Consider the following 14,568-nt stretch of genomic DNA (forward strand, 5'->3'; position numbering starts at 1 on the left):
TTTCTTATTTATGCTTTTTTGCAAAGTTATATTTTATCCCTGCAGAAATATAGAATGAAGGATCAAAAGTTGCATTTCCCCATTTAAGAAAATTGGAAGGCTCTCTGTCACGATAGCGATCTGTACGTCCAAAGTTGGCACCAAACATCCCACTTATTGTCCAGTTATTGATGCTATATTCAGGTTCCATGCCTAAGCTTACATAATGATGATCGAAGTATTTCTTTTGTCCGTCAATCTTAGCAAGAGAAAAGAAAAACTTGGGACGGTTCACAATACGCAGAGCAAATGTCTCATTAAACCTGTAACCCACAGAAAATTTAGGAGTATAACTCAATTCCGCATGATATTCCATTCCGCGGGCTTTTTCACTGTGGTATTGGAAGTACGGGAAAGGAATAAGCATAGGCTTGTCAAAAGCATTATTTCCAACAAGGGCAACTCCAAGTTTTATTTTGGGACGAAGCTGCCATATGAAAGAAGAATAAACATTCACCACAACATGATCCATCTCTAATTTTTTCAGATCAGTATGAGTAGAATAGACACCCGCAGAAGCTCCACCAATAAACATAAGCTTTTCGTTTAACGGAGTCATATACATTACCCCAAGATCTGCAGAACCCATTTCTTTGGGGAGGGCTTCAGCTGCTATTCCATCATTACTGAATGAGGTATAGGAAGCATTAAGGGTTGCAGCCCATAGGGAAGGTTGTTGGTAGTTTGAAGGCTTTATACTTACAGGAACCGTTGCAGTAAAAGTAGTGGTGACTGCAGAACTTTTACCTTCAGTTTTATCTCCGTTATCATTGATGTACTTTTGCTGAGGCAGATATTCTGATCTTAATTCTATTTGTGCAAAAACATTAGCTGCTTGGGCGAGTGCAGCAATAATCATCCATTTTTTTCTCATTTTTTCTTTTTTTTGACACCACAAAGAAACTTTAATATTTGTTCAATTTACTGTTGTTCAATGTGTTGAAAGATATGATGTAGAATTAAATAGATGAAGTGTAGTTTTTCTAAGATGAATTTTAGCTTGTGAAAATGAAAATCTCCTAATAAATCGGTTTTTAAGAAATTAAAGACTCAAAATAAGGCTGAAAATGCCACGAATGCACTCATAAAATCATTCGTGAATTCGTGGCAAAAATAGGTGGTATTCAATTGTATTGCAGATAAAATCCTTGCACCTTAGAACATATTGCAAAGAGAAAACTTAGGGTCTTAGCACTTTCCGACTAATCCCATTTATTAGCTGTAGAAATTGCATATTTTCCGGCTCCTGCAAAGAAGAAACTTATTCCCACCAACATATAGATCACCAATAATTCCAAAGCCCAGCCCCCAAAATCATTAAGTTTAAAAATATTAGTCGTTTGGGCAAGAACAGTTGCCGTAAAGCAGTTGGCTGCAAAGATTAAACCTGCCAAACGTGTTCTGAATCCCAGCATCAACATAACAGGAGCAATAATTTCTCCAGCAAACACTCCATAAGCAAAGAAGGAAGGTAGACCGTGCATCGTCATCATATCCTCAATAAATCCAATCCCATGGATCAATTTGTTAACTCCATAAATTGACATGGGAAATCCAATGGCGATTCTGCTGATTAATAGTCCTAAATCAATGTTCTTTTTCATTATAGTATTATTTAAAAATTATATTTTACAAATGCCCCAACGTTTTCAAGGGTCTTTTTTGCGTTGTTAAACTGGTCGAAGTTGGAAGCCATTCCATACATTATTTTATCCTGTTTTACTCCCAGACGTATAAACTGTAACCCTCTAGGATAGCCGTTATCATCTATATTCCCAATGGCTAAAACACTGAAATACCCCTGTAGGTTCTCCTTCAGATAAGGGGTGTATTCAAATGATACAGATTGTTCAAGAGAAAATCCTTTTTGGTAAGTTGTTCCGATAGAATAGGAAAGGGAATAAGTAGGTTTTGCGATCCTGTATTGTACAAAAGCACTGAAGAATGCTCCCGGATTTTTCATTCCTAATGCAGCATTGACGCTGAATCTTTTGGTAAGATTGTAAGCAAGAGTATTTCGTATAAAGAAGATGTTTTCCTTGTCTTTGGTATATTCTGTATCAAATAAAGTGAGATTGTTGAGCTTTAGCCGATCATTAAAATAATAATTGACGTTGTGCATATAGGTATAGGAGCGGTGTCCTAAAACAAGATCCGGGGTATAATTTAGTTTCTGTGCATTCAGCCTTAGAGAGACTGATGCAAGAGCTGTTATGGCGATAATTTTTGCCTTCATATTGCACTCATTAAATTTCTGAGAGCAAAATTATTCAGGCACGAACGGAATAAACTTAATATATCTTAAGAAACGTCAGACAGGTGTTTTTTTCTTAAATAACTCAGGTATTCTACGGTGATTCCCAGGTAGGAAGCAATCATGTATTGAGGAAAACGCTGTTCGATATTACGATAAGCCGTTACAAAGTTTCTGTATTTGGTATAGGCATCCACTCTTGAATGTTCAAACGTTCTTTCCTGTAAAGTAACATAAGCAGATTGCATTTTCAGACGCCAGAATTCGGAGATGGAAGGAATTTCTTTGTATAAGAGTTCAAGGTTGGTTTTACTGATCTGAACGATCGTAGCATCTTCATTAGCCTGAATAAACATTCTTGATGGCTGTTCACTTAGATAGCTGTAAAGATCATTGATCCACCAGTTTTCAATACCAAGCTGAGTGATATTTTCTTTACCTTTTTCATCAATATGATAAGCATACAGACTTCCTTGGGCAATAAAGCGCATATGTCTTGAAACTTGTCCTTCCCGAAGCAGATACTCTTTCTTTTTAAGCTGAATAAATTCCAGTTTTTGAGTCACAATATTAATTTCTTCCTCTTTTAAAGGCACAATTTCCTGAAAATGTTCTGTCAGCTGCGAAATAATAATATCTGTATCCATAATGAAGTTGTGAAATAGCCTGCTTTGTGTACTGACAGGCAGATAATGTCCAAATTTACATAAATATTATCGCAATTGTCAAGAATGATGAGTACTGAAACTGAAGATTGAATGCTTAAATTTTGCTATCTTAACTGATGTAATTGCAAATCATTGAAATATGAATCATTTTGATAACGAATTTCAAAAATATCTTGCAGAACTGGTTGAAACAGGTTTTGAATTTGTGAATAATAATTCAGAAGAAGTAGATGCTGTTTATGTCGTTGGATTAATAGAATCCGGTTATTTTTATAAAGTATTTTATGAAATCAATGGGTATTTGGTGAAGTCTCATAAAGTGAATGAAGTGTCTGATATGCAGTATGACATCAACCATGAAAAAGCTTTTGAGATGCTCAATACAGGCAATCAGATTTTAAAAAGTATTGAAGAACTATTTAAAAATGATGGGCGGGAAGTTCCGGTTATGTTGAAGCTATCATATCATCCTAAAACCGATAAATTTAAGAGTGATTTCAGCTATGATAAAACTTTTACCGGGGATAAGGCAAAAACAGCGCAGGATGTATATGAAGAATGGTTTAGCCAAATAGAAAAATTAAATGGTTAATATTCTAATTTTGTCATCATTAAAAGATACGGATGTCATCTCGGGGTTGAGGTGACTTCTTTTTATTACAGAATTCTCAATTAATTTAAATTTTTATAAGGTTATATGTAGTCGATTTTTATCTAAAAGGGAAACTCTTCAATAAAATTGGAATACTATTTGTAATGCAATAGCAAAACTTAAAATGAACGGAATTTATTAGCAATCAAATGTTTATGCTAAGATTTCAAATGATTGAAATTTAACAATGATTATCTTTAAATAACTAAAAACATGTTCCCACCTCAATTAAACAGAATATTTTATTCATATAATCTTCTCCTTTTATTTCTGCTGTGTTGTGCCGGACCAGCTTATGGTCAGGGAGCATTTTCTCATCAAAAGTTTGACAGTATTCTGTTGAAGAAAACAGAATCACTCCGTATTCAGGGAGATTATGAAAACCTTGTTCGTCTTAATAAAGACTATCTGAATCTGGCAGAAGAGCAAAACTATAAAGAAGGAATTATTCTTTGTTATATCAATATTTCCAATATTTCTGCAACCATCGGGAATTATAAAAGAGGACTGTCTTATCTTTCTCTGGCTGAAAAAGAACTTAAAACGGTTAATAGTTCAGTTTTAAAAGCAAGACTTTATCAGGAACATGCTCAGCTGAATGGGGTAATTGGTCTTTATAAAAGTGCTTTGGATTTGAATACGAAAGGACTATATTATCTTAAAAATATTTCAAACCAAGACAAGAGGAAATTTTACCTGTACAGGCTTTATGCCAACAGGGCTGATTTCCTGTATAAAGCGAATAAAGCAGATTCTGCATACATCTATTTACAGAAAGGAAAGAGGATTGATGGACAGGGGGTTCTGTTGAATACACTTTTGGCCAAACATCATTTAATGTACACCAAAAGAAAAGATTCAGCTTTGATCTATCTTCAGAAAGCTTCAGGGAAAATTGTCAATACTGGTAAAGTGAATGTTCAGAGTGGATTTGTGGATCTTACTTATGGAGACTATTATTTTGCGTCGGAAGATTATAAAACAGCGTTGGAATATTACAGTAAAGCATTGGATTATTACAGCAAAACCAACAGGTTGTATAATATTCCGGGTGTTTATGAATCTATAGCCAAAACATATCGAATGCTGAATGAGCCTCAGAAAGAAGAAGAGGCCATGCAAAAGTATAGAGAGGAAAAGACAGCACTGGAAAATATTCAGAATGAAGCCATCAATATTTCTATAGACCATATGTTAAGTGATAAAGACGAAGAATCTAATGGTTTTCAGAAGAAAATTTACTTTTATATTGGCTTTATAGCCATCTTATCACTGGTTATTTTTATCTTATTGTATAGACATAACAGAGCATTAAGGCAAAAGAAAAACCAATTCAAAAGTGAAGCTCTGTCCCTGAAAAGCCGAATTAATGATTCTTTTGATGAATTAGTAGGATTGGCAAAAAAGAATGATTCTACATTTCTGACAAGATTTCAGGAGATTTATCCTAAGTTTTGCCCGAGACTTCTGGAGATCAATCCAAGACTTGGTGCCTCAGAACTGACATTTTGTGCCATGATAAAGCTTAATTTCACTTCAAAGGAAATCGCCGAATATACGTTTATTCAACATAAATCTGTGCAGCAAAAAAAGCATAGATTACGAAAAAAACTGAATGTTCCTACCGAACAGGAACTGTTTATTTTCTTTGATTCTTTATAAAACCAAAGTCAAAACAAAAAACATTTTTTCTGAAAAAAAGAAAGAATAATAGCAATTGATGTAATTTTTAAATTGCTGTACAATAGGCAGCAGTAAGGAATGTTGTATGTATGTGGTAGGTGAATGTTGATGGGAATTCGGGTTTCCTTTCTGTTTTTTATTACTTAGCATCTACAAATCACCCTTTATTTATTATACTTTTTTATATAATGATTGAATAAGTTTCTTAAAATCTTAGTGTTGAGTAAATTTTAGCTTCTATTATATTTATACTTCCTATTGTAAAGACTGTTTTATAGTACCGCTCAGTAATTATAAGACTAAAATAACTTCCATCCTCAATCTTCCAGCTTCCATTCTCTTAACTTTAACCAGACCTCACAAATAAAACGATTCAAACCTCTTCATTTTTTGTTGGCCTGTTTTAAGACATTATTTTCATAGATATTTATCTATAAAAGCCTTTATTTAGGGGGTAAACAGCAAATGTGGTATGAATGTAGTATGATAAAATTGTGATTGTTTTTAATAAGTTTTTAAAATTTGCAAAACCAAAGGAGGGGCAAAAAATTGAAACCTAAAAAAATAATAAAGATTCTAAAAACACAAAGATCGGCCCCTCTTTATTATGGGGAAATTAAGATGAAAAAATGTTGGTGAATTATAAGGAAAATTTAATTTCCAACTCAAATAAGTGTGAGAAAAAATAAGTAAATTCATTCAATTAAATTAAACATATATGAAAAATGTAAAACAATTTATTACAGCAATGGCAGTTGTAATGTTCGCTTCAGGAGTTTCAGCTCAACTTTCTCCAAAAGGTGCCGGTTCAGACAAAGATAAGCATGGCTGTAAAGGTTCTGCAGGGTATACATTCTCAGTAATAAAAAATGACTGTGTAAGAGTTTTTGAACAAAAGATACAATTGAAAGAAGTAGATAATAAAAAATCCTATACTTCTAATGCTGCAATAATTCTTAGCGAAGATGGAAAAAAAGCAGAATTGTTCCTGCCTTCATCCGATGGAAGCTTAGTGCTTGATAAAATTGCTTCTAAAAAAGCTGTGACTTATAAAAAAGGACAGTATACATTGACAAAAAATAAAAATGCTTATACTTTAAAACTAGCTAACAAAGTAGTTTTTAAAAGCTAAAAGACAATCTTCATTAGTATTAAAGCACAATTGATTTTTAGATATGTGCTTAAAGGCTGTCTCAAAGCGAGGCAGCCTTTTATATTGTTGAAACTCTTCTCTTATTTATCCTGCCCAATGTCCAGCCTGTCAAACTTTCCTTCAGGATTCTTATGAAATATGAAGAATACAGGAAACGTCCCCCATTGTCCTGCTTTAAAATTCCCGTGAATCTCCTTACCATCCTTTTCAACACGATCTATACTAAGGAACACCTCTTTGCCGAGTGCATTGGCAAAAAAGGATTTAAAATCCACCTTATTGCCATCATCAGTCATAGTTGGATTTTCAGTGAAGAAACTGTACCAGCTTTTATCTCCTGCCTGAAGGGCTTCTATAGCCTGTTTTACCTGAAGGTCTGTAATTTTTGATATATCCATGGTCTGTTGCTTTTTTGAAGTTGATGTTGAGATTTGTTTTTCTTTGACGGTTTGTTGGCCACAGGCTGTACACGAAAGTCCTATAGCCAATGTTATTACAAAATTGGAATATTTCATATCAAAGTTAATTTTTAAGAGGATGTTGGAGATAAATAATCAGCAGATTAAGAAAAAGGAAAGGAAGCTCTATGAGTACTCCTTTAAAATCTTTATCCATAAGATGAAAACAGATAATCAGCAAAATACCAGCAGCCATCAAAAAGTTTCCCCAGACAAATGTTTTGGGAAATAGAATCAGGATGGAAGCAAGAATGGTAACCGCTCCGTTAATCATCAGTCCGGTTTTATCAAAGCCCCATTTTCCAAACATAGCGGTCATTTCCGGCTTTCCAGAGAACATGGCAATTCCCTGTTTAAAGCCCATAAATACTGCAGCAAGGATGAGAATAGAATTAATAATTTTTACAATCATGTCAGGTGTTTTTTATATTAATTAATGCATTGAACTAATACAAATATGCACGAAATGAATGACTTATATATGGTGAATTTTTCGGAATTTTAAAATATATTGATGAGGTAAGCTTTATCTAAAATTATCTATTATCTATTATCCATTGCCCATTGCCATTATGAATTGTTCATCTTCATAAAAAGAAAACCACAGTTTATATTTTTAGACTGTGGTTTTCAATAATTAAGAACTATATTAACTATGATTCTGTCTTCAGGTATCCGAGGTGCAATGCCGGCTCTTTCCCGAATAAGCAGGAAAAAATGTTCTGAAATTCATGAATATATCTACATTTAATGGCATTACCATAAATTTTCAATCCTTCCAGTATTTTTCTGGAACTCAGATCGATATCGTATTTTATAAAAGCTTCCGGCCTTTCATATCTGATACTTTGGTCTGAACTGTACGTTTTTGAAAACCCCAGTTTCTCAAGCCATTCTTCTGTTATTTTAATAGGTCTGATAGCGTTGGCCGGAACCGAAATACCGTGAATGTCATTTTCAATTTTAACAAAATAAGCCTGTTCTACATTCTGAAAAATCTCAGTGATCGTATAAATCTGATTTTTGTACTCGACTAAGTTTTTGATTTTAAGATCTGCTACGTTCATAATATTTTGATTTTTAGTGGATGATATGGTGCGTTATAAGTATCAAATATTATGCCTCGCATTATATTGTAAGGCAGTGTTTTCGTGAAGATTAGGTTAAATTTTCAATAGAAAAAATTAAGAATATGTTAAAACGAAAAAATATAACTGTTTCATTTTCTCCATAAAATTAAACCGGTGAGATACACAGTATCAATTCTTTTTGTCTTTGGGAGAAGTATTGGCTGTTGCCAGAAGTAGGGCGGCCACTACAGAAATAACCAGAAAAGCAATGAAAACGTTCCAGGAATAGGAATGAAGAAGATAGCCGGTACCACTTCCCAGAATACTGGATCCAAAGTAATAGAACAGCCAGTAAATAGATGTTGCTGAAGATTTACCGCGTTTGGCATACAAGGCAGCCATCTGACTGGCCATGGTGTGGGCCGCAAAAAAGGAAAAAGTAAATAATCCAAGGCCAAAAATGAGAATATAAAGATTTTCAGATAGTAATAATAAAGCGCCTACCAGCATGCTGAGAATAGAACCTTTAAGAATTGTATTTGCCGGAATTCTTTTAGAGAGTCTTCCCACAGTCATCGTCCCGAAAACTCCAAAGATATACATGAGGAATATAAAAGCGATGATAAAATGACTTAATGAAAATGGCTGAGCTTCCAATCTGAAGGTAAGATAGTTGTAAACACTCACAAAAACTCCCATCACAAGGGCTGCAATAAGATACAACCGAAGCATATAAGGATTGATAAGGAAAAACTTCATTTGCTTTACCTTAAGGTGATAATCTGTTTTCTGTGGATTGAAAAATTTGGATTCAGGAAAAAGCTTCCAGAATATAGCACCCAAAATCAGACTCTCTATTCCAATCACCAGAACTGCATTACGCCAGCCAAATTCTCCAGCCAAAATGGTTGCCAGAATTCTTCCGCTCATTCCACCGATAGTATTTCCACTAAGATACATACTGATGGCAGTACCTATGACCGCTGCACTTACTTCTTCTGTAAGATAGGCGAGAGCAACTGCAGAAACCCCGGAAACCACAAATCCTTTAAAAATTCCGATAGCAATCAGGAGACTGAGACTCGGAATCCATGTTGAAATAATGGTTAATAGGGCAGATGAGACCAATGAAAAAGTCATCAGACCTTTCCTTGAATAACTGTCGGCTTTAAAAGCGAAGAACAATAATCCCAATGCCATTCCGATTGTAGATGATGAAACCAATAGAGAGGTGTCTCCCACAGATACATTAAAATGCTCCGCAGCCATGGGCAACATTGGCTGAAAGAGATAAAGCTGTGCGAATACCGACAGTCCGGAAAAGAAAATACAAAGTTTTATATATCGGAAACGTTGGCTTCCCTGATCTGCTTTTTCCAATGGATTCATGATTTTTTGCAGTTACAATGCAATGATTTTGTAGAAAATAAGGTCCTGTAAATTTCCTGATTATTTTTTAATTGTAAAAATCATTATCTCAATCACTACGATAGGAGTTGATTATAGAGTAGGGAAGCCGGAAAAGAGGTGCTGGAAGTTTGTAAACATATGATTTGAAAACTCAGAACAAATTAAATCAAGAGCTTTTTCCAGTTCATAAAATGAGGTGATATTGATTCCGAAGACTTAATGGCCTCCCTCTTCCAGCTTCACACTTCCTGACCTATCCATCAATGCATCATTTCATACACCTTAATTAGCTCTGCAATATTGGCTACATCAAGCTTCTGGAAAATCCTTTTTTTGTAGGTACTCACCGTTGACATCTGAATGTTGAGCCTGTTAGCAATTTCAAGGTTTCCGTTTCCGTCTGCTAAAAGCTTAAATATTTCATATTCCCGGGACGACAACTTTTCAGCAGGATTGCTTTTTTTATTCTGAATGATAAGTCCAATCAACTCTGCAGGATAAAAGTAACCTTTTTCAATAACAGTTCGTACTGCATTTTTAATTTCTTCCTCACTGCTTTGCTTGTTCAGATAGCCCTCAGCACCTTCTCGGATATACTGTATGGCTACATCTTTGTCATATCCTGAAAATACGAGGATCTTAATATCACTCTGTATGGCTTTAAGTTCAGAAATCATCTTTTTATATTGAGTTCCGGGCATATCAATATCTAAAATAATAAGACTGTAATCATAAGATTCCAGCATCTTCTTTACCTGCCCGTAGTTTTCTGCAAAATCTATCTTCAGTTCCGGAAATCCGGTTTCCAGGACCAGTGCAGTACCTGCTCTGACTACATAGTGATCATCAGCTATTAAGATTCTTTCATTCATAGTAAATTAGTTTTTATTGAGCATTAATTCCACAATGGTTCCCTGAGGCTGGTTATGCCTGAAACTGATTTCAGCATTTATTTTTTTTACCAAATGAATAACCATGTGCAGGCCAAGGCCTTTTCCTTTAAAACTTGGAGTGTCCAATTTAGGATTTCTGAATAAATTCATATACATGTTAATCTGTTCATCCGGCATTCCTGTTCCTGTATCAGAGATGATTATGGTGATTTTCTGATTAATTTCGATTGCGTTAAGGTGTATTTCTCCATCAAAGGTATTTTTCACCGCGTTATCAAGGATATTGTGGATGATAGCAGTTAGTATACTTTCATTAACATGAGAATACATATTGTTTTCCGCAGTATTGATAATTTTTGTTCCTCTTTCTTTTGCAATTTCACAGAAGAGTTTTTTCTTGATCTCCAAAATCCTGTTAACAGGATATTCTTCTTCTTCAAAAATATTTTCCGCTTTGTAAAGCTCGGTATATTCTTTTAAATTCAGAGTAAACTGATAAAGCTGTTCCGAAGACTTATAAATACTGTCAAAATACTTTTTCTGAAGTTCTAAATCATCAGATTCATGAAGCTTCTGCGAAAGCATTGCGATAAATCTGATAGGCGTGGTAATATCATGACTGATGGTCTCTACCAGCTTCTTCTGGTATTCGGTTTCCTTCCGTAAATCACTTTTTACCACTTCAAGATTAAGGGATGTTTCCTTTAACTCCGAATTTTTATTGTGAACAATCTGTTTTAATACCCTGTTTTTTATTCTCAAAAAATTAGTCATCAGCTGAACAATCACAATAATGACAAGCAAAATGATGATGGAAGCAGTAACGCGGAACAGTAATGTCTGATAAAAAAGCGGTTGGATGTTGAAGCGGATAGCCTTTTGTACAAATTTTCCCTCTGGTGAAACCAGCATTCTTACACTCAGTGTATAATCGCCTGGAGCTAAATTACTGATGGTGTATTTCAGTTCCTTTCCGGTAGTGATGGGTTCCCAGTCTGAGTTTTCCTTTCCAGAGATTTTAGCCTCTAAATAAAGGTTTTCCAGATTGGAATAATAGGGAACATCAATAAAAACTTCTGCGCTTCTATAATTGTTTTTAAGGTCAAGAATGTGATGGAAATACTGAGGTTCAGAATTCCCAATTCTTACCCTTTCTATGTAGATTTTATTGGGATCAGGATAGAAGGTACTAACACGGTCCGGATTGAAAAATACGAATCCGTCCATTGATGGAAACACAAAGTCTCCATTTTCCAATGCATAGGCGTTAGGTTGTGAACTGCCATTGAATTCATTGGTAAGGAACCCATCTCTTTTGGTGAAACGATAATAATACACAGGTTTATTCCCATCCTGTGCATGCTGCAGCAGTTGTTTCTTAGGAACCTTGAAAAGGCCGTTATTGGAAGATATCCAGTAGAACCCGTTTCTATCCTCCAGAATATAATGAGCAGACATTAGATTGTTACTTCTGTCGGTCGGCATTTTAATGAGCTTTTTGTCCCTGAGAAGATAGAAACCACTCTTATTGGTCATCACCCAAATCAGATTATCTTTTGTTTTGATAATGCTTTTAACATGAATATTTTTGTGAATAGGAGTAATGGTTTTGCTTCCCAATACTATAGAATACAGACCATCACTGTTACCCACTAAGATCTCCTTTTCATTGTAGTGAAAGAAAGTATTCACAAAACTATTAAACTCATAAGTATAGTCCGGTTTTGTGAACGTATCTTCCTTAAAGATCTGAAGCTGACTTTTTGATGAATCCGAAAATGAGGCTCCATAAAGATTTCCACTCTGTAAGAAAGCCTGAAACCCTTGTTTTATAAAAGTAGAATCCTTCCTTTTATAACCGGAATCTTTGTAAAACTTAATGACACTGCTTCTTTTCCGGATCAATATATTTCCAGCTTTGTCATACATCATCAGATAATTGTCATTATTACCAAAAGGATATTTATTCACAATTCCATCTCTCCCGAATTCTGTTCCGTCTTCCGCAATAATCGTATTCTTACTGAAGGGTAGGGAAGCATAGTAAACGTTGTTGGAGAAGTCCTCCTTGTTCTTGGCTACATAGAAGTCAGACAGTTTCAGAACATTTAAGCCATTGTTCAGGGTTCCAAGATAAAGCTTGTTGAATTTCCACCCATAAAACATAGAACAATAAGAGTGACTGCCTATTTCATTGTATTTTACGAGAAATTTAAGAGAAGGTTTCTTTGGGTTGCCTACTACAATGTAAATATCATTATGATTAATGGCAAAAGTCTGATTGGTAATTTGCTGCCAATAAATCCTCGTATTGGGATCATTAAAGAGATTCTGTTCATTATGAATGGATACTTTCCCATTGTCAATAGAATACGTCTTTCTATTCCTGACGTCATTAATAAAAAGAACCTCATTGAATACGAACATATTGTTCAGATCCTTATTAGTAAAGGGAATGGATATTTTTGTTTCGTTCCCCTTATTGTCCTTATATATGATGAGGTTGTTTTCAGTAAAATTATAGGTTGAATTTTTGAGCTTTACAAAATACTGGATGTCATTGTAAAAATTACAGGCCAGGATATTATTTGCAACCCTGTGCACAAATTCATTTCCTGCTGTGAAGGTTATTTTATCACTCCTGTGAAGCTGTGTCAGCTTAGGGAATCTGTTTTTGATAATAACCTTGTTTTCCTGGAAATCATTAAGTACAGTAATGCTGTCCTGAGAAGGATCACCAATAAATTCGCCAAAATGAAGATTGTTGATTTTAAAATTGTTGAAAGTAATGAAGGAGCTCCCGTCATACCGTACAAGACCGTTTTCCGTAGAGATCCAGATAAAGCCATACTTATCTTTAACAATGGCCTTTGCACTGCTTTGTGGAAGTCCATTGTCAATATTATACCAGGTAGAAGTATAGCGTTGTCCGTATATGTTGAAATATAAGCAAGTGAAAAACAATGCCCAAACTCTCATGTAAAACTGATATGTGTCTCTTGCTAAAGCAAGAAACGGTTAATAATAGTTTTTGTACAAGTCGAAGTTTTTTTAATAGGTAGGAACGATTGGGAATAAACTTTTGTCATTAATTTTTTGTCTCTGTGTTTAATGAGTTAAAATGGTTTCGTTTGATGCCGTAAAAATAATGAAATTATACAGATAAATCAGCATATTTTGATTTGTTTTAACATGAGTTTTGTCGGTATTTGTTGATGATAACAATGATATTAGTCGGCTTTTTTGTAGTAATATTTCTACACTGAGTGATAATTTATTTTACGAAATTGGTTATAATGAGACTTTATTGATGTCTGAATTTGTTTAAAAAAAAGTTTATGATCTCTAAAATTTGAGCATTTTATAATAGTAGATGTGAGATTTCGGAGGGTAATGTGCTATGTATTGTTGTTGAGACACAAGAAGATAAAATTTGTTGATTGATAGTTGGGGTAATATTTTGTGAATAGTCTTTATCTATAAGATTTTTGTAGTAAAAATTTTACAAAAAAATGATGTTTATTCTACAGCTTTTTTTTGACTGAATAAGGCAGTATACCTACTTTTGCAAACAGTTCCCACAATGATGAAAAGAGATTGTTTTCTGCAATAAAGGTTCTAAGAACACAAACGATTTATCTCAAAAAAAACAAAGGTCTCTTCAAGAGGTCTTTTGTTTTTTCTGATGAAATTAGAGTTTGATTAAATGCAAATACAATATTAAAAATTCATCTGTTTTTTTAAGGATAAAAAAAGTAGAGTTATTGTCATTTTATACTTGTCCGAAAAGTTCACCATATAGATTTTAATTCGTATTTTTATTTTTATAATTTTAATTAATTATAAGAAAAGAAACAACAAGATGAAAAGAAGCGAAGAAATTACCCATCAGTATTTTAGTTTTTTAAAAAATCATGTCCAGCAAGTGATTTCAGGAGATGTATCTGAATTTATGGAGGTAAATGAAATTGCTGGAAAGCTGGCTGTTTCTCACAAACATCTTACTGATACCATAAAAAAAGAAACAGGACAGCATCCATGCTACTTTTATGATAATGAAATTATCCAGAAAGCTAAACATATGCTTGTGGATTCCAATTATTCTGTTGCGGAAATTGCCCGTATATTTACGTATGATCCCTCCAATTTTTCAAAATTTTTCAAAAAAATGACAGGCGAAACACCAGGTGATTTCAGAAAGGCTTCGGGAAGATAAGTTTTAAATTCTTTCAAAAAACCTGATAGATAGTATGGTTTTATATAATTTATTTCTTTATTTTGTGATTAA

14 protein-coding genes are annotated in these 14,568 nt (G+C 34.1%); 4 read left to right on the plus strand and 10 right to left on the minus strand.

The window, feature by feature from the left end; translation table 11 throughout:
• Positions 1-4: 4 nt before the first annotated feature.
• The 4 genes from BLS98_RS04145 to BLS98_RS04160 form a co-directional block, all read right to left on the minus strand.
• Positions 5-913 (minus strand): DUF6268 family outer membrane beta-barrel protein, encoded by a 909-nt coding sequence (locus BLS98_RS04145; protein WP_089733859.1) that lies wholly within the window; start codon positions 911-913, stop codon positions 5-7.
• A gap of 328 nt (positions 914-1,241) precedes the next feature.
• Positions 1,242-1,643, minus strand: coding sequence for a DoxX family protein (locus BLS98_RS04150; RefSeq protein ID WP_089733861.1), 402 nt, complete (start codon positions 1,641-1,643; stop codon positions 1,242-1,244).
• A gap of 11 nt (positions 1,644-1,654) precedes the next feature.
• Positions 1,655-2,275, minus strand: coding sequence for a hypothetical protein (locus BLS98_RS04155; RefSeq protein ID WP_089733864.1), 621 nt, complete (start codon positions 2,273-2,275; stop codon positions 1,655-1,657).
• Between the two features lie 65 nt (positions 2,276-2,340).
• A complete protein-coding gene (locus BLS98_RS04160; protein ID WP_089733866.1) occupies positions 2,341-2,940 on the minus strand; it encodes a Crp/Fnr family transcriptional regulator in 600 nt (199 codons plus the stop codon).
• A 160-nt stretch (positions 2,941-3,100) separates the two neighbouring features.
• On the opposite strand from BLS98_RS04160, the gene BLS98_RS04165 reads away from it, so the two are divergent.
• From BLS98_RS04165 to BLS98_RS04175, 3 genes are all read left to right on the plus strand, one after another.
• Positions 3,101-3,553: a hypothetical protein gene (locus tag BLS98_RS04165; RefSeq protein ID WP_089733868.1), complete on the plus strand. Its 453-nt coding sequence runs from the start codon at positions 3,101-3,103 to the stop codon at positions 3,551-3,553.
• A gap of 273 nt (positions 3,554-3,826) precedes the next feature.
• Positions 3,827-5,275, plus strand: a complete 1,449-nt coding sequence (locus tag BLS98_RS04170) for a helix-turn-helix domain-containing protein (protein WP_089733870.1) — start codon at positions 3,827-3,829, stop codon at positions 5,273-5,275.
• Positions 5,276-6,014: 739 nt separating this feature from the next.
• Positions 6,015-6,428 carry a hypothetical protein gene (locus tag BLS98_RS04175; protein WP_228425322.1) on the plus strand — a complete coding sequence of 138 codons (414 nt, stop codon included), beginning with the start codon at positions 6,015-6,017 and terminating at the stop codon, positions 6,426-6,428.
• A 101-nt stretch (positions 6,429-6,529) separates the two neighbouring features.
• Here BLS98_RS04175 and BLS98_RS04180 read toward each other — a convergent pair whose 3' ends face one another.
• From BLS98_RS04180 to BLS98_RS04205, 6 genes are all read right to left on the minus strand, one after another.
• On the minus strand, positions 6,530-6,964 hold the full coding sequence (locus BLS98_RS04180) for a hypothetical protein (RefSeq protein WP_089733872.1): 435 nt from the start codon (positions 6,962-6,964) through the stop codon (positions 6,530-6,532).
• A 7-nt stretch (positions 6,965-6,971) separates the two neighbouring features.
• A complete protein-coding gene (locus tag BLS98_RS04185) occupies positions 6,972-7,319 on the minus strand; it encodes a DoxX family protein (RefSeq protein ID WP_089733874.1) in 348 nt (115 codons plus the stop codon).
• Positions 7,320-7,560: 241 nt separating this feature from the next.
• Positions 7,561-7,974 (minus strand): hypothetical protein, encoded by a 414-nt coding sequence (locus BLS98_RS04190; protein WP_089733876.1) that lies wholly within the window; start codon positions 7,972-7,974, stop codon positions 7,561-7,563.
• A 192-nt stretch (positions 7,975-8,166) separates the two neighbouring features.
• Complete coding sequence (locus BLS98_RS04195; protein WP_089733878.1) at positions 8,167-9,366, minus strand: MFS transporter; 1,200 nt, start codon at positions 9,364-9,366, stop codon at positions 8,167-8,169.
• A gap of 281 nt (positions 9,367-9,647) precedes the next feature.
• Entirely contained in the window at positions 9,648-10,259 is a 612-nt protein-coding gene (locus BLS98_RS04200; RefSeq protein WP_089733880.1) for a response regulator transcription factor, read from the minus strand.
• 6 nt (positions 10,260-10,265) lie between these two features.
• Complete coding sequence (locus BLS98_RS04205) at positions 10,266-13,259, minus strand: sensor histidine kinase (RefSeq protein WP_089733882.1); 2,994 nt, start codon at positions 13,257-13,259, stop codon at positions 10,266-10,268.
• 883 nt (positions 13,260-14,142) lie between these two features.
• Here BLS98_RS04205 and BLS98_RS04210 point away from each other — a divergent pair.
• Positions 14,143-14,496, plus strand: a complete 354-nt coding sequence (locus tag BLS98_RS04210) for a helix-turn-helix domain-containing protein (protein WP_089733884.1) — start codon at positions 14,143-14,145, stop codon at positions 14,494-14,496.
• The last annotated feature ends 72 nt before the right edge of the window (positions 14,497-14,568 follow it).

This window comes from Chryseobacterium jejuense (assembly GCF_900100075.1).
Lineage (GTDB): Bacteria > Bacteroidota > Bacteroidia > Flavobacteriales > Weeksellaceae > Chryseobacterium > Chryseobacterium jejuense.

Bases quoted from the DNA above. Each gene is read 5' to 3' on its own strand.
- BLS98_RS04195 (WP_089733878.1), bottom strand. From the start codon at position 9,366: ATGAATCCATTGGAAAAAGCAGATCAGGGAAGCCAACGTTTCCGATAT.
- BLS98_RS04210 (WP_089733884.1), top strand. From the start codon at position 14,143: ATGAAAAGAAGCGAAGAAATTACCCATCAGTATTTTAGTTTTTTAAAA.
- BLS98_RS04160 (WP_089733866.1), bottom strand. From the start codon at position 2,940: ATGGATACAGATATTATTATTTCGCAGCTGACAGAACATTTTCAGGAA.
- BLS98_RS04190 (WP_089733876.1), bottom strand. From the start codon at position 7,974: ATGAACGTAGCAGATCTTAAAATCAAAAACTTAGTCGAGTACAAAAAT.
- BLS98_RS04150 (WP_089733861.1), bottom strand. From the start codon at position 1,643: ATGAAAAAGAACATTGATTTAGGACTATTAATCAGCAGAATCGCCATT.
- BLS98_RS04185 (WP_089733874.1), bottom strand. From the start codon at position 7,319: ATGATTGTAAAAATTATTAATTCTATTCTCATCCTTGCTGCAGTATTT.
- BLS98_RS04155 (WP_089733864.1), bottom strand. From the start codon at position 2,275: ATGAAGGCAAAAATTATCGCCATAACAGCTCTTGCATCAGTCTCTCTA.
- BLS98_RS04200 (WP_089733880.1), bottom strand. From the start codon at position 10,259: ATGAATGAAAGAATCTTAATAGCTGATGATCACTATGTAGTCAGAGCA.
- BLS98_RS04145 (WP_089733859.1), bottom strand. From the start codon at position 913: ATGAGAAAAAAATGGATGATTATTGCTGCACTCGCCCAAGCAGCTAAT.
- BLS98_RS04175 (WP_228425322.1), top strand. From the start codon at position 6,015: ATGAAAAATGTAAAACAATTTATTACAGCAATGGCAGTTGTAATGTTC.
- BLS98_RS04170 (WP_089733870.1), top strand. From the start codon at position 3,827: ATGTTCCCACCTCAATTAAACAGAATATTTTATTCATATAATCTTCTC.
- BLS98_RS04165 (WP_089733868.1), top strand. From the start codon at position 3,101: ATGAATCATTTTGATAACGAATTTCAAAAATATCTTGCAGAACTGGTT.
- BLS98_RS04180 (WP_089733872.1), bottom strand. From the start codon at position 6,964: ATGAAATATTCCAATTTTGTAATAACATTGGCTATAGGACTTTCGTGT.
- BLS98_RS04205 (WP_089733882.1), bottom strand. From the start codon at position 13,259: ATGAGAGTTTGGGCATTGTTTTTCACTTGCTTATATTTCAACATATAC.